Source organism: Pelosinus sp. UFO1 (genome assembly GCF_000725345.1).
Taxonomy (GTDB): domain Bacteria; phylum Bacillota; class Negativicutes; order DSM-13327; family DSM-13327; genus Pelosinus.
This window is the reverse complement of record NZ_CP008852.1, coordinates 4,297,930-4,321,941: the sequence shown is the minus strand read 5'-3', so window position 1 is coordinate 4,321,941 and position 24,012 is coordinate 4,297,930. Positions and strand designations below refer to the sequence as shown.

Annotated in this window: 18 protein-coding genes; 16 read left to right on the top strand and 2 right to left on the bottom strand. The window is 40.6% G+C overall.

Features of this window, described 5'->3' with window-relative positions; translation table 11 throughout:
- Positions 1 to 174 precede the first annotated feature (174 nt).
- The 6 genes from UFO1_RS20295 (at position 175) to UFO1_RS20270 (ending at position 7,001) form a co-directional block, all read left to right on the top strand.
- A complete protein-coding gene (locus UFO1_RS20295) occupies positions 175 to 2,226 on the top strand; it encodes a DUF5693 family protein (RefSeq protein WP_038673786.1) in 2,052 nt (683 codons plus the stop codon).
- The gene (gene csaB / locus UFO1_RS20290; RefSeq protein WP_038673785.1) at positions 2,219 to 3,328 is read left to right on the top strand and encodes a polysaccharide pyruvyl transferase CsaB; all 1,110 of its coding nucleotides are present in this window, start codon (positions 2,219 to 2,221) and stop codon (positions 3,326 to 3,328) included. The genes UFO1_RS20295 and csaB overlap by 8 nt, the downstream gene beginning before the upstream one ends.
- Positions 3,328 to 4,179, top strand: a complete 852-nt coding sequence (locus UFO1_RS20285) for a YitT family protein (RefSeq protein ID WP_236639263.1) — start codon at positions 3,328 to 3,330, stop codon at positions 4,177 to 4,179. Before csaB ends, UFO1_RS20285 begins: the two co-directional genes overlap by 1 nt.
- Positions 4,180 to 4,220: 41 nt before the next feature.
- Positions 4,221 to 5,066 (top strand): transketolase, encoded by an 846-nt coding sequence (locus UFO1_RS20280; protein ID WP_038673780.1) that lies wholly within the window; start codon positions 4,221 to 4,223, stop codon positions 5,064 to 5,066.
- Between the two features lie 62 nt (positions 5,067 to 5,128).
- Complete coding sequence (locus UFO1_RS20275) at positions 5,129 to 6,064, top strand: transketolase family protein (protein ID WP_038673779.1); 936 nt, start codon at positions 5,129 to 5,131, stop codon at positions 6,062 to 6,064.
- Between the two features lie 187 nt (positions 6,065 to 6,251).
- Positions 6,252 to 7,001, top strand: coding sequence for a site-2 protease family protein (locus UFO1_RS20270; protein ID WP_038673776.1), 750 nt, complete (start codon positions 6,252 to 6,254; stop codon positions 6,999 to 7,001).
- A gap of 378 nt (positions 7,002 to 7,379) precedes the next feature.
- On the opposite strand, the gene UFO1_RS20265 is transcribed toward UFO1_RS20270, so the two are convergent.
- Positions 7,380 to 7,802 (bottom strand): GNAT family N-acetyltransferase, encoded by a 423-nt coding sequence (locus tag UFO1_RS20265; protein ID WP_038673774.1) that lies wholly within the window; start codon positions 7,800 to 7,802, stop codon positions 7,380 to 7,382.
- A gap of 283 nt (positions 7,803 to 8,085) precedes the next feature.
- Here UFO1_RS20265 and UFO1_RS20260 point away from each other — a divergent pair, with 283 nt between their 5' ends.
- From UFO1_RS20260 to uvrA, 8 genes are all read left to right on the top strand, one after another.
- A complete protein-coding gene (locus tag UFO1_RS20260) occupies positions 8,086 to 8,610 on the top strand; it encodes a nitroreductase (RefSeq protein ID WP_038673772.1) in 525 nt (174 codons plus the stop codon).
- Between the two features lie 243 nt (positions 8,611 to 8,853).
- Positions 8,854 to 9,540: a cell division ATP-binding protein FtsE gene (gene ftsE / locus UFO1_RS20255; RefSeq protein WP_038673771.1), complete on the top strand. Its 687-nt coding sequence runs from the start codon at positions 8,854 to 8,856 to the stop codon at positions 9,538 to 9,540.
- Positions 9,530 to 10,417, top strand: a complete 888-nt coding sequence (ftsX, locus tag UFO1_RS20250) for a permease-like cell division protein FtsX (RefSeq protein ID WP_038673769.1) — start codon at positions 9,530 to 9,532, stop codon at positions 10,415 to 10,417. Before ftsE ends, ftsX begins: the two co-directional genes overlap by 11 nt.
- Positions 10,418 to 10,438: 21 nt before the next feature.
- The gene (locus UFO1_RS20245) at positions 10,439 to 11,566 is read left to right on the top strand and encodes a murein hydrolase activator EnvC (RefSeq protein WP_038673767.1); all 1,128 of its coding nucleotides are present in this window, start codon (positions 10,439 to 10,441) and stop codon (positions 11,564 to 11,566) included.
- Between the two features lie 151 nt (positions 11,567 to 11,717).
- Complete coding sequence (locus UFO1_RS20240; protein WP_038673765.1) at positions 11,718 to 12,860, top strand: S41 family peptidase; 1,143 nt, start codon at positions 11,718 to 11,720, stop codon at positions 12,858 to 12,860.
- 217 nt (positions 12,861 to 13,077) lie between these two features.
- Positions 13,078 to 14,325, top strand: coding sequence for a PDZ domain-containing protein (locus UFO1_RS20235; protein ID WP_236639261.1), 1,248 nt, complete (start codon positions 13,078 to 13,080; stop codon positions 14,323 to 14,325).
- 158 nt (positions 14,326 to 14,483) lie between these two features.
- Positions 14,484 to 16,544, top strand: a complete 2,061-nt coding sequence (gene uvrB, locus UFO1_RS20230; RefSeq protein ID WP_038673762.1) for an excinuclease ABC subunit UvrB — start codon at positions 14,484 to 14,486, stop codon at positions 16,542 to 16,544.
- A 280-nt stretch (positions 16,545 to 16,824) separates the two neighbouring features.
- Positions 16,825 to 19,659: an excinuclease ABC subunit UvrA gene (uvrA, locus tag UFO1_RS20225; RefSeq protein WP_038673760.1), complete on the top strand. Its 2,835-nt coding sequence runs from the start codon at positions 16,825 to 16,827 to the stop codon at positions 19,657 to 19,659.
- Positions 19,660 to 19,814: 155 nt separating this feature from the next.
- Here the strand turns inward: uvrA and UFO1_RS20220 are convergent, their stop codons facing one another.
- On the bottom strand, positions 19,815 to 21,197 hold the full coding sequence (locus UFO1_RS20220) for an acetyl/propionyl/methylcrotonyl-CoA carboxylase subunit alpha (protein ID WP_038673758.1): 1,383 nt from the start codon (positions 21,195 to 21,197) through the stop codon (positions 19,815 to 19,817).
- Between the two features lie 260 nt (positions 21,198 to 21,457).
- Here UFO1_RS20220 and uvrC point away from each other — a divergent pair, with 260 nt between their 5' ends.
- Together uvrC and UFO1_RS20210 are read left to right on the top strand one after the other, a co-directional pair.
- Positions 21,458 to 23,257, top strand: a complete 1,800-nt coding sequence (gene uvrC, locus UFO1_RS20215; protein ID WP_038673756.1) for an excinuclease ABC subunit UvrC — start codon at positions 21,458 to 21,460, stop codon at positions 23,255 to 23,257.
- A gap of 84 nt (positions 23,258 to 23,341) precedes the next feature.
- Positions 23,342 to 23,896 (top strand): LemA family protein, encoded by a 555-nt coding sequence (locus UFO1_RS20210; RefSeq protein WP_038673754.1) that lies wholly within the window; start codon positions 23,342 to 23,344, stop codon positions 23,894 to 23,896.
- The last annotated feature ends 116 nt before the right edge of the window (positions 23,897 to 24,012 follow it).

Sequence of the window (24,012 nt, the reverse complement as noted above, 5' to 3'; positions counted from 1 at the left end):
AGGGCAATTTTTTTTTAGTAACCTTGTTTTTTCTCTATTTAATAATAAAAATTTTACCGATAAGCAGGATATTGGGCAGTTCTGACAGAATATGATGAAGTTGCATAAAGTATTGCAGAAAGCGGTTAGAATATAGTTACATGAACTTATTTATGTATGAGGTGGGATTGATTGTTGAAACAGTTTACATATAATCGGATATTAGTAGCATTGATTGCAATTGGCTTAGTCGCAGCCTTATCTATTGTATGGCAGCGTCATAAGGTAGAAGAAAACAATACAACCGTTGAAATGGTTATGGAATATGAAGATGTTCTTGAATTGGCACAGCTTGAGGGTGCTCCTATAGATGCTTTGATGCAACGAATTAAGGATGCAGGTATTACTTCCCTCGCAGTCTACGAGACTACCTTAGAAAAATTAAATAAAAGCGGTAAGGTGACGTCTCTTTCTGGTGCCCAATTGTTACAGCAATACCATACCGGTATGCTGAGTGATATTGTTTGGCGGAACTTGGTAGAGACAGGGCGTATTAAAGCGGAAGATGTATATGTAATTGGTCGTGACCCACAAGTTTTTGCCGAGGTTAAGGAAGATTTAAGCAAGCGCTTAAGTCCTGAAAGGGTAACCCTTCTTGACAGTCAAAAACAGATTTTATCTGTTAAAGCTAATTATGAAAAAGTAATTAAATGGAATCTTGGGTTGCCTACGGATGAGATGCGTTATGTGGCAAGCCAAGGATTTTGGGTCGTAGCTCGGCCTAGTAACTATTCAAAAGTACAAGAATCAGATGTGTTAGGTGTGTTTGACCGATTAGCAGGTATAGATAAGGTTTCTTCGTTAATGTTTACTGGAGATGAAGCATTAGGGTATCCAGATCTTTTACCCGTAACCTTGAAAAAGGTCAAAGAAAAACAGCTAACCTTAGACTTAATTGAACATCCATTACAGCTGCAGTTCTTCAAACAAGAAGGTCTTGTGCCTATGGCGGTTGCCAATGATTATAAGGCAGCGCGAGTTTATGTGATTCCCAAAGATGAACAGCCTAAGTTAAAGCAGGCAGAAGCTGTACAGCGCTGGATCGTAACGGATCAAGAGCGTAATATACGTGTTAATCTTTTGCGAAAGTATGACAAAGCGGAACCAGGCAAGACCCTTATAGAAACTAATTTGGAATATGTGGCCGATGTGCGTGATGGTTTGATCAATAGCGGTTTTACCATAGGGCGTGCCGGTACATACCAACCTTATTTCCCTAATAAATTTTTATTAGCGATCATTGCACTTGGTGCAGTAGCTGCAGGAGTATTGTTTTTGACGTTAGTGCGTCCTTTCTCCCCTAAATACCAATATGGATTGTTGCTGCTTCTAGGTCTTATCTTTACATTTCCTTTAGTAAAAGGGAGTGGGGATGTGGTTCGCCAGGCTGTCGCCTTATTTAGTGCGATTATTTTTCCTGTTCTGGCCATGACCTGGCAAATTGATCGTTGGAGAGGTATGACTATTCAAGGTCGTAAACCTCTAATTGGTATTATTAGAGATGGGATCGGTGGTTTAATAATTACCGTTATACTGTCAATGATTGGTGGTATGTATGTCGCTGCTGTACTTGGTGATGTGCGTTTTTTTCTCGAAATGGAAATATTCCGTGGCGTAAAATTAACCTTTGTTGCTCCTCTTCTCTTAATTACCGTCGTGTATTTAACTCGGTATAATTTATTGGCAACGGAGCAAGAAAATCGTAAAGATGTTTGGCAGCAAGTAGTAAAATTGCTGAATTATCCTGTACAAATTAAAACCTTAGTGATATTTGCTTTAGTAGCTCTAGCCGGATGGGTATTTGTGGGTAGATCGGGTCACACTGCAGGTGTGCCTGTACCTGATATTGAACTTAAAATGCGGGCTTTTTTGGAGAGAGTAATGTTTGCTAGACCTCGGGAAAAAGAGTTTATGATAGGGCATCCTGCCTTTTTCCTCGCAGTGATGGCCTTGTATCGCCAATGGCCAAGAGTAGTACACTATACCTTAGTTGTAGTTGCTACTATCGCTCAAGGTTCTCTAGTAGAAACCTTTGCCCACATACGCACTCCTGTCTTTATGTCTTTTGTCCGTGGTATAGATGGTATGGTAGCAGGGATTGGTATGGGTATATTGGCGGTAATTGGTGTACAGTTGCTCTGCTATTTGTCTGTTGTCCTAGGAAGGAGACCTACTGAGAATGAGTGAGATTGTTATTTCAGGGTACTACGGTTTTGGTAATGCCGGTGATGAAGCAATGTTGGCAGCCATGATTGAAGTATTAACTGAACTTGCATCAGATATAAAGATTACGGTACTTTCGGGTAATCCAGAGGATACTCGCAGGCGCCATGGAGTAGCGGCTATCTATCGATTAAATTACCCGGAGATTGCCCGAACTTTATCACGAAGCCAGTTACTGATTAGCGGTGGTGGCAGCTTGCTCCAGGATGTGACGAGTGAGCGGAGTTTATATTATTATCTAAGCATTATGATGCTGGCTAAAAAATTAGGTACGCCTGTGATGCTCTATGCCCAAGGTATAGGGCCTGTACGGGGAACCTTGGCGAGAAGTGCTATGCGTTATATTGGCAATATGGTAGATTTAATTACTGTACGAGACGAAGGCTCTCTTGCTGAATTAAAAAGACTTAGAGTAGTGAAGCCACCCATTCACGTTACTGCGGATCCTGTGCTAGCAATGCACCAAGTGGATAAGCAGATTGGTAGAAGAATTTTGCAAAAGGCTGGTGTTGAAGGTACAGCACCACTAATTGGTATTTCCGTTCGAGAATGGAAGGATTGGAAACATTATAAACAGGCCCTCGTGGAAGTCGCTGACCAATTAGCAGTGGAATTTGGGGCTAAAATTGTGTTTTTACCCATGCAGTGGCCAGAGGATTGTTCCGTATCAAAAAAAATGGCCATTCGCACAAAAAAACAATCTATTGTATTAGATGAAGAGTACACGACGAGTGAGTTGTTATCCTTAGTAGGGAATTTTAATGTATTAATAGGTATACGGCTTCATGCTTTGATTTTTGCTGCCGTTATGCATGTCCCTATGGTTGGCATTTCTTACGATCCGAAGATTGATCGTTTTCTTGAGTCTTTGGGAGAGTGTCATGTAGGAACACTGCAAAATATAGATAGTCAGATGTTGGTTGAGAAGGTGCGGCAGCTATGGCCTACGAGTACAGGGATGAACCCTTCGAAGGCGAAACAGAGTGCCCAGTTACGGGATAAAGCGTTTCAGAATGCAGAGTTAGCGTTGGAACTTATTTCTCAAAGAAAGTGCGGGAAGGCATAATGATGAGGAAAATAGCATGGCGTGATTATTTGGGAATTACCCTAGGCGCCTTGATTACTGCGATTAGTTTGAATATGTTTTTAATTCCAAATAAAATAGCAGCGGGCGGCGTAAGTGGTCTAGCAACAGTACTTTATTATTTGTTAAACTGGCCGGTCGGTGTAATTATGCTGGTCTTTAATGTTCCTTTGTTTATTATTGGTCTTAAAGTATTAGGGGCCCGTTATGGGATTAATACTTTATTTGGTGCTGCTATGTTGTCCATAATGATTGATCTTACGGCTCCTTTTACCCCTGTGCTAACATCGGATTTATTGTTAAATTCGTTGTACGGTGGAGTGGTGGGCGGTATTGGTATGGGATTGGTATTTCGGTCCAAGGGCAATACGGCTGGAACGGCCTTAGCTGCTGTTATTCTCAATAAAATACTAGGAATCCGAATTGGGCAAGCTATGATGGCAGCCGATTTTTTTGTAATTGTGTTTGCAGGTTTAGCCTTTAAAAGTGCTGAACTTTCCTTATATGCTTTAATCTCCATGTTTGTTACAGGTCAAATTGTTGATCTAGTGCAAGAAGGACCTAGTACATCCAAGGCCTTTTTTGTTATGAGCAACCAACCGAAACAGGTGGCTGCTGCCATTATCAATGAAATGGATCGGGGTGTGACTGTACTGCAAGCAAAGGGTGGCTACACTGGGGAGTCTAGGGAAACATTATTGTGTGTGGTAAGCACCAGTGAGGTAACTCAACTCAAAGAGGTGATTTACCAAATTGATCCTAAGGCTTTTGTAATTGTGACAACAGCGCATGAAGTATTAGGCGAAGGATTTACAGAAGTAAACAAGGGTTAAAGACATAAGCATTTTTCTTAAAACTAAAGGAGGTTGTATCTATGGCTGAAAAACTAACGCAAGAAAAAGTATCTCAATTAGAGAGTTATGCAAAATCCATTCGCTCTAATATTGTAGCAATGGTTACGGAGGCTCAATCGGGTCACCCAGGGGGTTCCCTATCCGCAGCTGATATTTTAACAACATTATATTTTGCTGAAATGAATGTAAATCCGAGTGATCCTCATCAGGTTGACCGTGATCGTTTTGTTTTGTCAAAAGGACATGCAGCTCCTGTCTTGTATGCAACGTTGGCAGAAAAGGGCTTTTTCCCCAAGGAAGAACTATTGACATTGCGTAAGATTGACAGTCGTATCCAAGGACATCCTAGCATGAAGAGTTTACCTGGGATTGATATGTCCACAGGTTCCCTAGGACAGGGCTTAAGTGCTGCATCGGGTATGGCCTTAGCTGCTCGTCTTGATGGACGTACCAATCGCGTATACGCAGTTCTTGGAGATGGGGAACTAGAAGAAGGAATGGTATGGGAAGCAGCCATGTTTGCTGCTCATTACAAATTGGATAATCTAACAGCTTTTGTTGATTTTAACGGATTACAAATCGATGGTCCTGTTTCAGAAGTACTTTCACCACTGCCTATACCAGAAAAATGGCAAGCTTTTAATTGGCATGTTATTGAGATTGATGGACATGATATCCAAGCTATTTATGCTGCGATTCAAACTGCAAAAACAATAAAAGGCAAACCTACCATGATCGTTGCCACAACCATAAAAGGGAAAGGCGTATGTGAAATGGAAAATAAAGCAGATTGGCATGGCAAAGCGCCTAGTCGCGAGCAGTGTGAATTGTTTATGGCACAATTAAATGATCTCGAATCAAAATAAATATAAATAGGTTGGATGAACGCTAAAAGCGGTTATCATCAGCCGATGAGAGGTGTTAAAAAATGGGGTTAGCAACTCGTGAAGCATATGGAGACATACTAAAAGAACTTGGCGAAAAACATAAGGATATTGTGGTATTGGATGCGGATTTATCAAAATCGACCAAGACAGCAGTATTTAAGAAAGCCTTTCCTGAGCGTTTTTTTAACGTAGGAATTGCAGAACAAAATTTAATGGGGATTGGGGCAGGTCTAGCAGCGAGTGGTAAGATTCCTTTCGTATCTACCTTTGCAATGTTTGCTGCAGGTCGTGCTTTTGAACAAATTCGTAATTCAATTTGTTATCCAAAACTTAATGTAAAGATTGCCGCAACCCATGCTGGTTTGACAGTTGGTGAAGATGGAGCTTCTCACCAATCCATTGAAGATATTTCTTTAATGCGCAGCATTCCAAATATGACAGTCATTGTGCCTGCAGATGCAGAAGAGACCCGTAAAGCTGTGGCTTTTGCGGCTACCTATGATGGTCCTGTTTATATTCGCTTGGGCCGTATGTCAGTGCCAGATTTATTTGCCGCTGATTATACTTTTGAACTTGGTAAGGCAGTACAGCTTGTAGATGGTAAAGATGTTACCATTATTGCCACAGGAATTATGGTGGCAACTGCAAAACAAGCCGCCGAAGAACTTGCTGCTGCTGGAATCTCAGCAAGAGTTCTTAACATACATACCATTAAGCCAATTGATCGGGAAGCAATTATTAAGGCAGCTTCTGACACAGGTGCAATTGTCACTTGTGAAGAACATAGCATTATTGGTGGCCTTGGCAGTGCTGTTGCCGAAGTAGTAGTAGAAAATAACCCAGTACCAATGGAACGTGTAGGTGTAATGGATACCTTTGGTGAGTCCGGAACTCCTAGTTCTCTATTAGTAAAATATCATTTAACAGCAGAAGATATTGTAGCTGCTGCCAAGAAAGCAGTTAGTCGGAAGAAATAAGTTCCAATAAAGATAAAACGCTCCTCACATGCATACACATGTAGAGGGGCGTTTTTTGTTATGATAAAACGATTTAACCACAGAGGCGCAGAGTACGCAGAGGGGCTCTAACTTTCCCTATCTTTTCTCTGTGTCTCTGTGGTTCAAAATAAGCTACGTATTTTTTATATCGTATGGAGGGTAAAGGATGAAGGCATGGCAAGTAGTCAGTTTGGGTAGAAAGATGCTGGGTAAGTTAGCCCTTTTTTTAGTAGGCTTGATTGCCATGTTAAAGATGGGATCTGGGGTAACCATGGCTGTATCTATGGTGCTTTCTATATTTGTTTATGCAATGGCCTTTGGTATGTCTTTTGCGATTGGTTTTGTGCTCTTACTTCTGCTTCATGAATGGGGACATTTAATGGCAGCAAAGGTAGTTGGTCTAAATGTTTCTCGCCCTGTATTTCTTCCCTTTATTGGGGCAATTATAAGAATCAAGGAATTGCCTCGTAATGCAAAAATGGAAGCCAACGTAGCAATCGGTGGACCGGCGATGGGAACTTTAAGTGCATTGATTTGTTTAGCCTTCTACTTATGGACGGATAGTCTTTTGTTATTAGTTCTTTCCTATACTGCCTGTTTACTAAATTTATTTAATCTAATTCCCTGCGACCCCCTGGATGGAGGTCGTATTGCCGTTGCCATTACCCATCGTCTTTGGTGGTTAGGAAGTCTTGTGATTGGGGGGTTATATTTATATACTTATAATTTTTTCCTGCTTTTATTTTTTTTGTTTTCTTTATATCGGATTTGGAAAAATGTCGACCTGAAGGATGATTACAATTATTATCACCTTACGCTAAGTCAGCGATTAGCAGTCGCTTGGTGGTATTTTGGCTTGGTAATTGTGTTAGGGGCGACGACATTATACATTGGCGCAATCTTTAACGGCAGGTAAAGATTGTACCAGTGTAAAGAACGTAAGAATAACAATACGCGTCCTTTTTGAACCACAAAGACACAAAGGTCACAAAGGGGTTCTATCCATCTCATTCCCATCTTCTTTGTGTGCCGCGATAGCGGCATTGTGTCTTTGTGGTTCAATCTTTTTAACTAGAAACTTATAAATTCTGATACCATAAGAAAAACACTTTGCGTCCTTTTAGTCCACTGATCAAGCGACGGGTTCATGTTATTATAAGCGTAAGTCAAGTAACACGGTGAAGCGTTAATAATATGGACTCGAAGCGACCTACAAACAACAACAAAACTTATACTTTTTGGTACTACAAAAAAGACACAGCTGCTCCGATTCGCGGACAGCTGTGTTCGTAACTTATTCAATAAAGCCTCTTTCACGCATTACTCTTTCCTTCGTAAATCTTGCCATCCCTGTAAGCATTTTGTGAAAGCCAATTTTGCGATAAAATGGTTCTTTTCCTGGACTTGCATACAAGATGATATTCATATCCTCTAAACCCTTAAGAATCTCTTCAACAACCAGTCTGCCAATGTTTTTTCCTTGATAGGAAGGGAGAACAGCAATATCGTAAATCGCTGCCTGGTACGCACCATCTGAAATAGCCCGACCTACCCCAATTAACGATTCATTATTAAATACAAATACTACACGGTAGCTATTTTCAAATGCTTTCCTCGTCAATTCTGCAGAATGAGTTGCCAAGCCTGCTTCGCGGAGTACATTGCAAACTTCTTGCCAATTAACATTTTCACTATTTCCTTGGATTCGATATTGCATACTTACCTCCAATTTTGTTTCATCTAAGATTTTCTACTTTGGAAAAAGAAGGTCTTAAAGACATGATCTTTTTAATTATGTAAAAATAAGCAGTAAAACATAATCATAATAAATTAGCGATATAGCATAAAACTCCTGCTATTTTGCAGATAAATTCATATATTGCTAAGATATGTAATCTTAAGGCGAAACGTAGCAGGAATATCCTACTTCAGATATAAAGTAATATATAGTATCACAGGTAATCCTAATAAAATAATAGCAAAGAGTAGAGGGATTCAAAATGGATTCAATCATGTCAACAATAGTAAACCGCAGAAGTATTAGATCCTATACATCAGAAAAAATAAGCAAAAACGATATTACTAAAATACTAACTGCTGCGAGTTGGGCTCCTTCAGGTAATAATCTACAACCATGGAAATTTTCTGTTGTAATGAATAATGAAGAGCTAATTAAAAGGCTTTCATCGCTAACGATTTATCAAAGTTGGCTACAGACTTCACCCTGCTTGATAGCAGTCTTTCTTGATACTAAAGTGGTAGATAATAAAGTAGAGGGTATTTATCTAAAACATGTGCAAGCAATCGGAGCCGCAATACAGAATATGTTACTAGCTGCCCATGAGCTTGGTTTAGGTACTTGTTGGATTGGTGAGATACTAAAAAATGAAGATCTGGTGAAAGAAATGTTGGGAGCTTCAAAGGAGTTAGAATTAATGGCTGTTATATCTGTAGGCTATCCAAACAAAAATAATATAAGGTCAAAAAGAAGGGTTATTTCTGAAAACATTATAAGCTGGTTTTAAATTGAGGAAACCATGATTTAGGATGTAATTAAAATAAATACAGCAATTGCTTGGAGACAATTTATTGAGCATATCTTTCTTATTACTACTAAGAATAGTATCCTCGCGGGTATTTTTACAAAATATAACTTTGAAAAAGTTGGATTGTGAAAATTAACAGCAAAAAAAAGGGATTTTGGTATAAACGTCAAAGAATTACAAGTAGAGCTGAAATTTTTCTGGTAGTAGGGAGAGTGACTATAGTTGATTCATTTAGATGGTGTTTCTAAAATTTATGATAATGGTTGTGTCGCCCTCTCTGATATTACGGTTGACATTCCTAAAGGTGATTTTGTATTTGTGGTGGGCCCCAGTGGGGCAGGTAAATCCACCTTTATAAAGATGATTTTTCGGGAGGAGCTGCCGACAAAAGGTAAATTAATTGTCAATGGCCGTAATGTGGGCGAGTTAGAGCCTTCAGAAGTACCTTACTTGAGGCGCAATTTAGGTATTGTATTTCAAGATTATCGCTTGTTGCCGAATAAAACGGTGTATGAAAATGTAGCATTTGCTATGCAGGTAATTGAGTCCTCTCGTCGAGAAATTCAAAAACGCGTATCTCATGTATTGGACTTAGTTGGTTTGCGGCACAAAGCCAAGAACTTCCCTGGTGAACTATCCGGTGGTGAGCAACAGCGCATTGCAATTGCAAGAGCCATTGTCAATAATCCTGTAGTAGTGATTGCTGATGAGCCTACAGGAAACTTAGATCCAGAAACGTCTTGGGAAATTATGAAAATCTTTGAACGAATTAATAAAGATGGGACAACCATTGTTATGGCTACTCATGATAAGACTGTGGTAGATGCTATGAAAAAACGAGTTATTGCAATTGAAAAAAGCCGTATTGCTCGGGATCAGGTGAAAGGGGTATACGGTTATGAAGATTAGAACGATGGAGTATTTTATCAGAGAAGCAGTCTCTTCTCTTAGGCGAAATGGCCTAATGAGCTTTGCGTCAGTTAGTACTGTGGCCTTGTCTCTGCTCATTTTGGGTATGTTTTTGGTAATGGTTTTAAATTTAAATAATATGGCTTCTACGTTAGAATCACAGGTACAGATTTCTGTATATCTGCAGGATGGTTTAAGTGAGCACGAGATGCGTGAAGTGGGAACTCGTATTACAAAGCTGCCTGGTGTTGTGCAAGTGAACTTCATTGATAAAGAAGAAGCCATGAAACGCTTCAAACAGCGTTTAGGAGAACAGCAGAGCTTGCTGAATGCCCTTGGTGAAGCAAACCCACTGCCAAATGCCTTTGAGGTCAAGGTGGACAGGACAGATCGTGTAAAACCAGTAGCCCAAGCCATTACTCAATTAAAAGGGGTAGAAAATGCAAAATTTGGTCAAGAAGTAGTGGAACAGCTTTTTGCGTTAACGAGAATGGTGCGAATCTTTGGTTTGGTTATCATTCTATTTTTAGCCTTAGCTGCGCTATTTATTATTTCCAATACGATCCGTATTACCGTATTTGCCCGGCGTAAAGAGATCGGTATTATGAAATATGTGGGTGCCACAAATTGGTTTATTCGTTGGCCTTTCTTATTGGAAGGTATGATGTTAGGGTTTGGTGGAGCGTTGGTTGCCGTATTGTGTTTAAATGAAACCTATGGAGTTTTGATACATCAAGTGTATGAATCCCTGGCATTTTTACCGCTAATCCCCCAATACCCATTTATTACAAACATAAGTGTAGTGCTATTGGTAACAGGCACGGTGATAGGGGCTCTTGGCAGCACCATATCACTACGTCGATTTATGAAAGTATAGTGGGTAAGCAGGAGGGGTTTGATGTTTAGTAGCAAACGGTATTTGGCCTTAGGTTTAGCACTTGTTATGATGATTATAGCTGTTGGTCCTGCCTTAGCCAATGAATTGGCAGAGCAGCAACAGCAGGTGCAGCAGCAAATGCAGGTGCAACAGGAGAAATCAGCCCAGGCTAAACGGAAGGTAGAGAGTGTTTCTGACCAGTTGCAAAAAGTGCAGATGGAACTAGATAATGCACAAGGTGATTATCTTTCTGTCCAAAAGAAGCTAAGTGAGACAGAAGAAAAAATTGAGGTAAATTCTGTTGTTCTGGCTAAAGCGGAAAAAAGTTTGTCAGAACGCGGTGTGATTTTAAATAAGCGTATTCGAGATATTTATCAAAATGGTCAGCTAAATTATTTGGATGTGCTATTTGGTGCAAATGATTTTGGCGATTTTACGACTCGTATGGAAATTTTGAAACGCATTATGAACAAAGACATTGAGCTAATCGTCAAAATAAAGGCTGAACGAGAATTAGTATTACAGAAAAAGTCAGAATTAGAAAGTGATCGGGCCTCAATTTTAACATTGAAGCAAGTAGCAATAGAAAAGAAAAAGATTATTGAGTCCAGTAAGAAAGAACGAGAAGCTGTTTTGGCTTCTGCAGTTAATGAGCGGGATACTGCAGAGCAATCCTACCAGGAACTCCTAGAAACCTCACGTAAGATTGAAGATATGATTCGCCGAAACCAAAATAAGAAGCAAGGGCCTAGCAGTGGTACAGGCTCTATGATGTGGCCGACAGACGTTACTGAAATTACGTCACCCTATGGTTGGCGCACCCATCCGATTTTTGGTACATCACGTTACCATAGTGGTATTGATATTGGCGCTGATTATGGAGATTCGGTCAGAGCAGCGGATAGTGGTGTCGTTATGTATGCAGATTGGATGGGTGGCTATGGTAAAGCGGTAATTATCGAGCACGGTAATGGCATTTCTACTTTATATGGGCATAATTCGGAGTTGCTAGTCAGTGAAGGGCAAAGAGTACGTAAGGGAGAAGTTATTTCCCGAGTAGGTTCGACAGGTTACTCTACAGGACCTCATTTGCATTTTGAAGTGCGGCAGAACGGATCACCAACAAATCCAATGGACTACTTGCCATAAAAGGTTGATAATTTGCCATAAGGGTACCCAAAGTGGGTGCCCTTATGGAATATTTAATGCGTGTTCTGCATATAGTTAATATGTGTGTGTTTATAGGGTATATTAGCGAAGAGGTGAACGTAGATTCAACTCTCGAATTGGGGTGTATGTATTGAGTCGTCGTAAAATTATAGTAGCAGCCATTTTATTGGTTGTATTTACCTTCACTGTAACAACCGCTGGATTCTTATATCTTTTAAGAGGAAATTCCGCGGATATTGTCAGCACGTTAAAGTTCTTCCGGGCCTTGCAGATTGTGAAGGCTCGCTATGTGGAGCCTGTAGACACGGATACCTTGGTAGCAGGTGCTGTGAAAGGTATGGTTAGCTCTTTGGGTGATCCTCATTCCGTTTATATGGATCCCAAGATGTATAAGGAATTCATGGTGGAAACGGAAGGTTCCTTTGGTGGCGTCGGCATGGTTCTTGGGGTAAAGGACAAGACTTTGACTGTCGTTTCGCCGATTGAAGGTACACCTAGTGATAAGGCAGGAATCAAAAGCGGGGATCAAATCATTAAGATTGATGGAAAAGATACAAAGGATATGGCATTGGATGAAGCCGTGGGCAAAATCCGTGGTCCAGAAGGTTCACAAGTCACACTCACGATTCGGCATGAAACTGAGCCGATGAAGGATGTTGTTTTACAACGATCCAACATTCAAATTAAAACCGTATCAGGCAAAATGCTGCCTAATAAAATTGGTTACATTCGTATTTCTATGTTTAATGAAAACACAGGAAGTGACTTTAATCAAAAATATCAAGAATTAGAAGCCGAAGGTATGCAGGGCATTATTCTAGATCTTCGGGATAATCCTGGAGGATTATTAGAAGAAAGTGTGAAAGTTGCTAGTAAATTTGTACCAAAAGGGCCGGTTGTTTCTGTAGTCACCCGAGATGGGCATAGAGAAACTCACTCTTCTAACTTGGAAGCGGTAAAATATCCTGTGGCAGTGCTAGTAAACGGCGGAAGTGCGAGTGCTTCCGAGATTGTGTCAGGAGCCATTCAAGATACTGCTTCTGGTACCTTGATCGGCACTAAAACGTATGGTAAGGGCTCTGTGCAAACCGTACTTAGATTAGATGGCAGTGCGATAAAATTGACGATTGCAAAATACTTAACACCTAATGATCGTTCCATCAATGGAATTGGTATTGAGCCAGATATAAAGGTAGAAATGGAAAAGGATGCAACTAAGGATATACAACTAGACAAAGCCACACAATTCGTAAAAGAAAAGTTAGGCAAATAAAGAAAAGTAGCGGCGGGCTTTTGCTTAGCCGCTTTTTTCTAATGGTAAATTTATAGTTTTTTGAATGTAGTTAGGAACGAAGGGATTGAACAGCAGAGGCACAGAGGACACAGAGAAAAGATTGGATTTAAGATATTAGCCCCCTCAGTGCTCTCTGCGCCTCTGTGGTTAAAAGGTTCTATGTTTTACCCACTAATATTTTAAATTTTGAGGTGAGATGATGTTTCCATGGCAGGAATTGATTCGACTGGCGATTGGTGGTGTGGTAGCAGCTTATTTTGAACCCATATTTTGGATGATTATCGCCCTGGTTACTTATCAATATTGGCAATTGCAGAAAAGTCAAAAACGGATGTTTGGAGTATGCGGTTTTTCACTGACCCAGCAGGTGACCTTAGCTGTAATGCTAGGGAGCATCGGGGGTATGTTGGGGAGTTTTCTATTAACTGTCGTCGGAATTAATGTAGATCAATTAGGTCTTGCCTACATTTGGCCGGTGGCTATTTTACTAATGGCAGTTAATATGCGCTTTTTATGTTTTGCCTATGCGGGAGGATTAGTGGCTTTGTCCAAAGCATTAATTGGCTGGCCAGCGGTAGATGTATCTCAGGTATTAGTGTTAGTGGCAGTTCTTCATATAACCGAAAGTATATTAATTGCCATCAGTGGATATTATGGCAGTATGCCTGTTATTTTAAGGCGAGGCAATGGACAATTAGTAGGGGCTTTTAATTTACAAAACTTTTGGCCACTGCCCTTGCTTTTGATGTCGGCGGTTGCATTGCCTGAAAGTAAGGTTCCGGCAGGAGTATTGCCTATGCCTGACTGGTGGCCTTTGTTGCCAATCAATATGAGTCTGCCCGAAGGACATACATGGATGTACGCGATGATTCCCGTAGTTGCTGCTTTAGGCTACACCGATATTGCGGTAGCTAGTTCACCTAAAATGCGCCGACGTAACTCAGCCTTTCATTTAGCTATTTATAGTATTATACTCTTGGCATTAGCCTTATTATCCATTCATTATAAATGGCTGCAAGTTGTGGCGGCGATGGTCTCTTTCTTAGGCCATGAAATGCTAATTCAACTAGACAGTCGACGAGAATTGGAAGGCATTCCTCGTTATGTGCCGCCAACAGAGGGGCTTATGGTATTAGATACGGTAATTGATACTCCAGGACCAAAGGCCGGGATAAAATCCGGTGATATTTTGCTGACCTTACATGGCATGACGATCAATAGGAGGGATCAATTGGCAGAAGCTATTTCCCTTGCCCCTAATGAATTTGTGATACAAATGGTAAGAGATGGTCAAAAAATGGAGAAGAAGGTGAAGTTCTCCAAAGGTCAGCGAATGTTAGGTGTGATTTTAGTACCAGAAGGCAACGAATTATATTATGTAGAGTTAACAGAAGATAAGTTTTGGTTGTGGGAGAAAGTGAAAAAAAAATGGAGGAATAAATAGTAAATATAGTAATTTAAAAACAATATATATTATAAGAGAATTATTATATAATAGAAACATGACTATCATTAATTTTCACTTTGACCGAACGTATGTACTGTGATAAGATAAAAACATATATAAATGTGGATTAATATTTTGTAAAGACTGGTGATATTATGGCTACTGTACCTAAGTTGAATACGGCCTACCATGAGGGAGGCATACCTTTTAAAGTAGAAGCTCCTTTCGTGCCAACAGGAGATCAGCCTTCTGCCATCCGCACCCTGGAAACGGGTATTTTAGAAGGTCAAAAGGCCCAGGTACTTCTTGGGGCAACAGGCACAGGTAAGACCTTTACTGTTGCTAAATTAATTGAACAGGTCCAAAAACCAACCTTAGTCATTGCTCATAATAAAACACTGGCTGCTCAATTAGCCAGTGAATTCAAAGAGTTTTTTCCCAACAATGCAGTGGAGTATTTTGTTAGTTATTATGATTATTACCAACCAGAAGCGTATATTGCTCATACAGACACCTATATTGAAAAAGATGCTTCGATTAATGATGAGATTGATAAATTGCGTCACTCGGCTACCAGTTCCTTATTTGAGCGACGTGATGTGATTATAGTTGCCAGTGTATCTTGCATCTATGGTTTAGGTTCGCCAGATGAATATCATGGCCTAGTACTGTCTTTACGCCAAGGACAAACAAAAGATCGAGATGAAATATTACGTAAGTTAGTCGCTATTCAGTATGAACGAAATGATATTAATTTTATTCGCGGTAAGTTTAGGGTACGGGGCGATGTGGTAGAAATCTTCCCTGCAGCCTATGGAGAGAGAGCCATACGAGTTGAATTATTTGGTGATGAAATTGAAAGAATTTTAGAGATTGATACCTTAACTGGCGAAATTATGGCAGAACGCAAGCACATTGCCATCTATCCTGCCTCTCACTACGTTACCTCCAGGGAAAATATGCTGCGAGCAGTAAGAGATATTGAGGCAGAACTAGAAGCTCAATTGGCCTATTTTAAGGCGAACGGTAAATTGGTAGAAGCCCAACGCCTTGAGCAGCGGACGAAATATGATTTGGAAATGATGCAAGAAATGGGGTATTGTTCAGGGATCGAAAATTATTCCCGCCATCTAACGGGGCGTAATCCAGGAGATTCTCCTTATACACTAATTGATTATTTTCCTGAGGATTTTATGATTGTTGTGGACGAGTCTCATGTCATGCTTCCCCAGCTTCGGGCTATGTATGCAGGAGATAAAGCCCGCAAAGCCTCTTTGGTGGAAAATGGTTTTCGCTTGCCTTCTGCTTTCGATAATCGGCCTCTTACCTTTTTAGAGTTTGCGGAGCGCATTAACCAAATTGTCTATGTATCGGCGACACCAAGTGCTTATGAATTAGGGGAGGCTAGTCAAGTTGCCCAGCAAGTCATTCGGCCAACGGGTCTTATCGATCCTGAAGTAGAAGTACGCCCCATTAAGGGGCAGATGGACGATTTGCTAGGTGAAATCAAAATACGAGCTGCTGCCAATGAACGGGTCTTAGTAACTACCTTGACAAAAAAGATGGCAGAAAATCTCACGGAGTTTTTGAAAGAGATGGGAATCCGTGTACGGTATTTACATTCTGATATTGTTACCATTGAGCGGGGAGAAATTATTCGTGATTTGCGGGCAGGTGTTTTTGATGTATTGATTGGCATCAACCTTTTACGGGAAGGCTTAGATTTGCCAGAAGTCACTTTGGTGGCGATTCTAGATGCAGATAAAGAAGGCTTTTTGCGTTCCGATACGTCTCTAATTCAGACCATTGGCAGAGCAGCACGTAACGTAAACGGAAAGGTTATTATGTATGCCGACGTGATTACTAAATCTATGGCGCGAGCGATGGAAGAAACCAATCGTCGTCGTGCAATTCAAGAGGCTTATAACGAGGAGCACGGTATTACTCCTATGACTATCCGAAAGAAAGTCAAGGAATTGATTGAAACAACGAAGGTAGCAGAAACACCTGAAATATATAAAACAGACCGTCTAGGAAATATGAGCCAAGGAGAAATGTTAGACTTAATTGGTAATCTAGAAAAAGAAATGCGCCTCGCCTCTAAACAACTCCAATTTGAACGGGCTGCAGAGCTTCGAGATATGATTGTAGAATTAAAAGGCCGCGTAGGTAAAGCGCCAAAGGAATCGCCACCTAGGAGTAAAAAGAAGAAATAGTGAATAAGATTTATCCGATGACTAAACCGCTCTAAGACTCCCATCTTCTATAAGTGGGAGTTAAGAGCGGCTAAGTCCCTGGATAAGTGCGACTAAGATTCAGATGGAGTTAAAATTCCATCTGAATCAAGTCTTCTTTATGAACCACAAAGGCACAATGCCGCTGTTGCGGCACACAAAGGATAATAGTAAGGGTATTGGTTGCCTTTTTGTGTAAGCCTTTGTGTCCTTTGTGTCTTTGTGTTCAATTAAATATTATGTGACAGAAAGGAACATTCTAGTGAAAGAAAAAATTGTTATTAAAGGTGCTAGACAGCACAATTTGAAAAATATTGATATAGAGATTCCGCGTAATGAATTAGTGGTTATTACTGGTCTAAGTGGGTCTGGCAAGTCTTCCCTGGCTTTTGATACGATTTATGCTGAGGGGCAAAGACGGTATGTAGAGTCACTGTCTGCCTATGCTCGTCAGTTTTTGGGACAAATGGACAAGCCGGATGTGGATTATATTGAAGGCTTATCACCGGCAATTTCTATTGACCAAAAAACTACTAGTCGTAATCCTCGTTCTACCGTCGGAACAGTAACGGAAATCTATGATTATTTGCGTCTCTTATTTGCAAGAGCAGGACGGCCTCATTGCCCTAAATGTGGTAAACCCATTAGTCAACAGACAATTCAGCAAATGGTGGATCAATTGGTTGCATTGCCCGAGGGAACTCGCCTCATGTTAATTGCCGGTGTAATACGTGGCAAAAAAGGGGAGCACCAGAAAGTGCTTGAGGATATCCGTAAAAATGGCTATGTTAGGGTGCGAATTGATGGGGAAATTCGTGATATTTCAGAGGAAATTAAATTAGAGAAAAATAAAAAGCATACCATTGAGGTGGTAGTGGATCGTATCGCTGTGCGAGAAGGAATTACCCAGCGTTTAGCCGATTCCTTGGAGACAGCTCTTACCTTAGGGGAAGGTGTCGTCAATGTTGATATCGTTGGTGACCAAGAAAAAATATTTAGTCAAAATTTTGCTTGCATTGAATGTGGGATTAGTCTGCCGGAAATTGCCCCACGGATCTTTTCGTTTAATAATCCGTTTGGTGCTTGTCCTGATTGTACCGGTCTGGGGAACAATATGGAGGTTGATCCATCTCTTGTTATTCCAGATCCTGGAAAAACACTCATTGATGGAGCCATCGCGCCATTAAGCAAAAATACCAATTCCTATTTCATGTGTCAATTGGAAGCTGTTTTGGAAAAATACAATTATTCTTTAACGAATACTTGGGAAAGCTTATCTCCTGAGGTACAAGAAATTATTATGACAGGTTCAGGATTGGAAAAATTCCATTTTGAATATGACAACATGTATGGAGAAAGCAAAACCTATTATGCTGTTTTTGAAGGAGTAATTCCTTTATTGAACCGTAGATATCGAGAAACTGTTTCTGATTGGTCTCGGGAAGACATTGAAGAATATATGAGCACCAAGCCTTGTCCTAAGTGTAAGGGAGCTAGGTTAAAACCGGAATCCTTATCCGTTAAGGTCGGTGGTAAAAATATTTATGAAGTAACCACGGCAACGATTGGGGAAAGTCAGGAGTTTTTCCGTAATTTAGATCTGACACAACGGGAAAAGACCATTGCCCAACAGATTCTCAAAGAAATTAATGCTCGACTTGGTTTCTTACTAAATGTTGGGTTAGACTATTTGACGTTAGATCGGGCAGCGGGCACTTTATCTGGTGGTGAAGCACAGCGAATTCGTTTGGCTACCCAAATTGGTTCTGGTTTAGTTGGGGTATTGTATATCCTAGATGAGCCCAGCATTGGGCTGCATCAACGGGATAACAATCGTTTATTGGCCACGTTGCGACATTTACGAGATGTGGGTAACAGCTTGTTGGTCGTTGAACATGATGAAGACACGATGTATGCAGCAGATCATATTATTGATATTGGTCCAGCAGCAGGTGCACATGGTGGACAAGTAGTAGTTCAAGGTACAGTCGACGAGATTAAGGCTTGCCCAGAATCGATTACAGGACAATATTTAAATGGAAGTAAATACATTCCCATACCAAAAGTAAGGCGTAAACCCAACGGCAAGTGGCTAGAGGTTGTAGGTGCCAAAGAAAATAATTTAAAGAAAGTTACAGTGAAGTTTCCTTTAGGCGTATTTACCGCTGTGACAGGGGTATCAGGCTCTGGTAAGAGTACCTTAGTCAACGAAATTTTATACAAAGGCTTGGCATCTAGGGTATATCGTGGTTCAAAGCATCGCTCGGGAGCTCATGATGACATTCGTGGCGTGGAGAATATTGATAAAATAATTGATATTGATCAGTCACCAATTGGTCGTACGCCACGCTCTAATCCTGCTACCTATACAGGATTGTTTGATGTCATTCGGGAAGTTTTTAGCCAAACCCAAGAAGCAAAAATGCGGGGCTATAAGCCTGGGCGTTTTAGTTTTAATGTTAAGGGCGGACGGTGTGAAGCTTGCCGTGGCGATGGTATTATCAAAATTGAAATGCATTTTTTGCCTGATGTCTATGTTCCTTGTGAAGTATGTAAGGGCGATCGTTATAACAGAGAAACGTTAGAAGTACGGTATAAAGGAAAAAGTATCTCTCAAGTGCTGGATATGGTAGTTGATGAGGGGGTAGAGTTTTTTCAAAACATCCCCAAGATTCAACGGAAGTTACAAATTTTACAGGATGTTGGTCTTGGCTATATTAAGCTGGGCCAGCCTGCCACCACCTTATCCGGAGGAGAGGCCCAGCGGATAAAATTGGGCACGGAACTAGCAAGGCGCAGTACAGGTAAGACGTTATATATTTTAGATGAGCCAACCACTGGTCTTCATACAGCCGATATTCATCGTTTACTTACTGTACTTCAGCGTTTAGCAGATGGTGGGGATACAGTTGTAGTGATTGAACATAATCTTGATGTAATAAAAACTGCGGATTATGTCATAGATCTAGGACCAGAAGGTGGCAGTCGAGGTGGTACGATTATTGCTAAAGGTACTCCTGAAGAAATCGCAAAAACTGCGGAGTCCTATACCGGACAATATTTGGCTCCTGTATTAGAAAGAGGAATTCGAGAATAATATAATTTAACCGCAGAGGCGCAGAGATCACAGAGAAGATAGGCAAACCCTCATTTAGGTTAGTTTCTTTCTGCGCTCTCTGTGTTCTCTGCGGTTAAACCGTTCCCCCAGTTGTTTTCCACAACAAAAGAATAAAAAAAGAGTAGGCGTAGCGCCTACTCTTGGGAATAAAATTTTCTATTTTCGTTTTCTATTTCACATTCTTCTTCTTTACGAGGAGTCATGCGTTTATAAATAAATTGAGTATCGATATTACCACTACAGAAATGAGGGTTATTCAAGACCTCTTGCTGAAAGCTAATATTCGTTTTTATGCCAGAAATACGGAATTCAGCTAAGGCTCTGCGCATAATTTTAATGGCATCCCCTCTGGTACGACCATGGGCAATGACTTTGGCAATCATAGAATCATAATGAGGTTGTACCGTCATACTAGCGCATACGCCACTATCTACACGAACTCTTGGACCGCCTGCTTCGTGGTAAAAATCAATATAACCAGGGGAAGGGGCAAAACACATATCGGGATCTTCTGCATTAATACGACATTCGATAGCGTGACCGCTAAAAATAATATCCTCTTGCTTTTTGTTAAGAGGTTCACCAGCAGCGATACGAATTTGTCGACGTACTAAATCAATACCGGTGACCATTTCCGTAACGGCATGTTCTACTTGAATCCGAGGGTTAATTTCCATAAAGTAGAACTTACCTGTTTTTACATCCAATAAAAATTCAACAGTACCTAAATTGGTGTAAAAAATGCTTTTTGCGGCACGAATCGCCATGGCTCCCACTTTTGTACGCATTTCTGGGGTTAAAGCACTAGAAGGAGATTCTTCAAGCACCTTTTGGTTGCGGCGCTGCAGGGAACATTCCCGCTCACCAACATGAAGAATGTTTCCATAGGTATCTGCCATAATTTGCACTTCAATATGTCGTGCTTCGGAGATATAGGTTTCCAAATAAAAAGAACTATATGTCACATCTACTTTATTTAAAGCACTAACTAACTCATCCTGGTTATTGGCGACAAACATAGATTTACCGCCGCCACCTGACACAGGTTTCAAAATAACAGGATAGCCTATTTCCTTGGCAAGTTTATAAGCATGTTCATTGCTAGTAATCGGTTCACTGCCTATTGTCATTGGCAGACCAGCAGCCTTCATGGCTTCTCGGGCTGCATCTTTGTTTCCTACTTGGCGGATGATTTCAGCACTAGGGCCGACAAACACCAAACCAGCATTGGTAACCTTTTCAGCAAAATCAGCATTTTCCGATAAAAATCCATATCCCGGGTGAATGGCTTCTGCTTTTGATGCTTTGGCAGCCATAATAATCGCATCCATGTTTAGATAGCTTTTCATTGCATCTGCAGGCCCGATATTGTATGCGTGGTCAGCCAATTGTACATGGAGAGCATCGGCATCAACATCTGAATATACGGCGACCGTTTCAATATCTAGTTCCTGGCAGGCTCGAATAATTCTAACTGCAATTTCACCACGATTGGCGATAAGTAGTCTCTTGAACATCAGCATTGACCTCCCATTTAAAATCGCAAAGTTTAATGTGCTCTTAACACCAATGAAATTAATTATAGTATATAAGAATTAAGTCTACAATGAGTTTCATGCATGTATACATTGAACGTCTCATTAAAGTTCAGGAATATATTGGAAGTGGGTCAGTTTAGATTTTTATTGTGAGCAGGTGCTAAAAGTATGTTACAATTATCTCATAGTTTTATGTTTTTGGCAATGTGATTTTTTTCTCAAAAGGAGTTTTGTAAAAAATGAATGATGAATTATTAGAAAAAGTAAACCACTTGCCAGATAAACCAGGTGTTTATTTAATGAAGGATGCCCAAGATCACATTATTTATGTTGGCAAAGCGGTAGTACTAAAAAATCGTGTTCGTTCCTATTTTCAATCCAGTCGTAATCACTCTCCAAAAGTGCAGGCCATGGTTTCACGGATTGTCGATTTAGAATATATTGTTACAGCCTCGGAAATTGAAGCCTTAATTCTTGAATGTAATTTAATAAAAAAACATCGGCCGAAATACAATATTAGTTTGCGAGATGACAAAACCTATCCCTATATTAAGGTAACGACAAATGAAGAGTTTCCTCGTTTGTATGCTACCCGTAGGGTACAAAAAGATGGTGCTCGTTATTTTGGTCCTTTTACTAGTGCAGGGGCTGTCCATGAAAGCATTAAACTAATGAGAAAGTTATTTCCTCTGCGTAGTTGTCGTAATTTAGATGCCAGACGCCCTTGTTTGGAATATCATATAAAACGATGTCTCGCTCCTTGCGCTGGGTTTGTAGATAGCGAAACTTATAACGGCATGATCAAAGAAGTTTGCTTACTGCTCGAAGGTCGTAGTGATGCTGTAGTGCAGAGTCTAAAAAAACGGATGGAATTAGCAGCAGAAGAACTGCAATTTGAACAAGCTGCAAAACTCAGGGATCAACTCGCAGCTGTAGAAAAAGTCAGAGAAAAACAAAACATTGTTACTGGAGCGGGGGATCAAGATGCTATTGGTTTGGCTTGTTCAGCCTTAGGAACTTGTGTGCAAGTTTATTTTATCCGCAGTGGAAAAATGGTGGGGCGGGATCATTTCTTGCTAGCAGGTAGTGAGCAAGAAGAGGATGATGTAGTATTAGCTGCTTTTATAAAGCAATATTATAGCCAGTCTACCTTTATCCCCAAGGAATTATTGCTGCCTATGGATGTTCCCGAGCAGGCGTTGCTATCGGATTGGTTAAGCCAATTAAAAGGCAGTCGTGTAGCTGTAGAAACCCCAAAAAGAGGCACGAAAAAAGATATTGTCACTATGGCTGATGGAAATGCAGCGATTGTCCTTAGTGAACAAGAAGGAAAAATCAAAGCCCATTCAGAACAAACAGAAGGAGCTATGGTGGATCTTGGACGATATTTAGGACTACAGGCTCCTCCTATACGTATGGAATGTTTTGATATTTCTCATATTCAAGGGTCAGAAACGGTTGCCTCTATGGTGGTTTTTGAAAATGGCATGCCTAAGAAAGAAGCTTATCGTCGTTATAAACTACGCACGGTAGAAGGTAAGCCAGATGATTTTAAATCCATGCAGGAGGTAGTTAGTAGGCGTTATGGCGGAACAAATCAACCAATACCTGATTTAATCATTATTGATGGCGGCAAAGGACAGTTGAGTGCGGCTCTTACCATTATTCGCGGAGCTGGTTTGCTAGAAGTTCCTGTAATTGGTCTAGCGAAAGAATTTGAATATATTTTTTGTGAAGGTCAGAGTGAGCCTTTGATTTTACCCCGTCACTCCCAGGCGCTCTATCTGATGCAGCGCATACGGGATGAGGCCCATCGATTTGCTGTAACTTATCATCGTACATTGCGTTCCAAGCGGAATATGGTGTCAGTTCTTGATCATGTACCAGGAATTGGCGCCAAACGTCGTAAAGCTCTATGGGATCATTTTGGCAGCCTGCCTAAAATAAAGGGGGCTACAGTAGAAGAATTAGCTGCCGCGCCATCGATGACTTTCCCCGCGGCGCAAGCCGTATATGATTTTTTTAGGCAGCAACGGTGATAACTGGAAAAATAATTGCTTTCTATTTTCGCTAAATTTGGATAAAATAATAAGTAGTATCGATTCTAAGGAGGATTAAGTAATATGAATAAAACAGTATGGATTGTACTTGCCCTAGTTGCTGTACTAGTGGTAGGAGCATTTTCAGGTTATAACAGTCTTGTAGGTATGAATGAAGCTGTGAATGGTAAATGGAGTCAGGTAGAAAATCAATTGCAGCGTCGTGCTGATTTAATACCAAATTTAACAGCCACCGTATCTGGTTATGCCAAGCATGAACAAGCTGCGATTCAAGCAGTTGCGGATGCAAGGGCTAAGCTGGCAGGGGGGCAAGGACCTGCCGCCAAAGCAGAAGCTAATAATGAATTAGGTGGCGCGTTATCTAGATTACTGGTCATTGCGGAAAACTATCCTAACTTAAAGGCAGATCAGAACTTTAGACAACTTTCAGATGAACTGGCTGGAACGGAGAATCGTATAGCAGTAGCCCGTAAAGACTATAACGATTCAGTTCAGATGTATAATACCAAAATTCGGACCTTCCCTTCTAGTATTTATGCAGGTATGCTAGGCTTTGGCCCAAAAGAATATTTCAAAGCGGCTGAAGGAGCTCAGCAAGTACCACAAGTTAAGTTCTAAGAGGGAACATGATTAACCACAAAGACACAAAGGAAACTATGGAACGTCTTCTTTGTGTGACGCGAAAGCGGCATTGTGTCTTTGTGGTTCAAAGGGTTTTAAGGTTTCATAAAATG

Excerpts from the sequence above, each read along its gene's own strand:
- csaB (WP_038673785.1), top strand. The coding sequence starts at position 2,219 with ATGAGTGAGATTGTTATTTCAGGGTACTACGGTTTTGGTAATGCCGGT.
- UFO1_RS20285 (WP_236639263.1), top strand. The coding sequence starts at position 3,328 with ATGATGAGGAAAATAGCATGGCGTGATTATTTGGGAATTACCCTAGGC.
- UFO1_RS20280 (WP_038673780.1), top strand. The coding sequence starts at position 4,221 with ATGGCTGAAAAACTAACGCAAGAAAAAGTATCTCAATTAGAGAGTTAT.
- UFO1_RS20275 (WP_038673779.1), top strand. The coding sequence starts at position 5,129 with ATGGGGTTAGCAACTCGTGAAGCATATGGAGACATACTAAAAGAACTT.
- UFO1_RS20270 (WP_038673776.1), top strand. The coding sequence starts at position 6,252 with ATGAAGGCATGGCAAGTAGTCAGTTTGGGTAGAAAGATGCTGGGTAAG.
- UFO1_RS20265 (WP_038673774.1), bottom strand. The coding sequence starts at position 7,802 with ATGCAATATCGAATCCAAGGAAATAGTGAAAATGTTAATTGGCAAGAA.
- UFO1_RS20260 (WP_038673772.1), top strand. The coding sequence starts at position 8,086 with ATGGATTCAATCATGTCAACAATAGTAAACCGCAGAAGTATTAGATCC.
- ftsX (WP_038673769.1), top strand. The coding sequence starts at position 9,530 with ATGAAGATTAGAACGATGGAGTATTTTATCAGAGAAGCAGTCTCTTCT.
- UFO1_RS20245 (WP_038673767.1), top strand. The coding sequence starts at position 10,439 with ATGTTTAGTAGCAAACGGTATTTGGCCTTAGGTTTAGCACTTGTTATG.
- UFO1_RS20235 (WP_236639261.1), top strand. The coding sequence starts at position 13,078 with ATGATGTTTCCATGGCAGGAATTGATTCGACTGGCGATTGGTGGTGTG.
- uvrB (WP_038673762.1), top strand. The coding sequence starts at position 14,484 with ATGGCTACTGTACCTAAGTTGAATACGGCCTACCATGAGGGAGGCATA.
- UFO1_RS20220 (WP_038673758.1), bottom strand. The coding sequence starts at position 21,197 with ATGTTCAAGAGACTACTTATCGCCAATCGTGGTGAAATTGCAGTTAGA.
- uvrC (WP_038673756.1), top strand. The coding sequence starts at position 21,458 with ATGAATGATGAATTATTAGAAAAAGTAAACCACTTGCCAGATAAACCA.
- UFO1_RS20210 (WP_038673754.1), top strand. The coding sequence starts at position 23,342 with ATGAATAAAACAGTATGGATTGTACTTGCCCTAGTTGCTGTACTAGTG.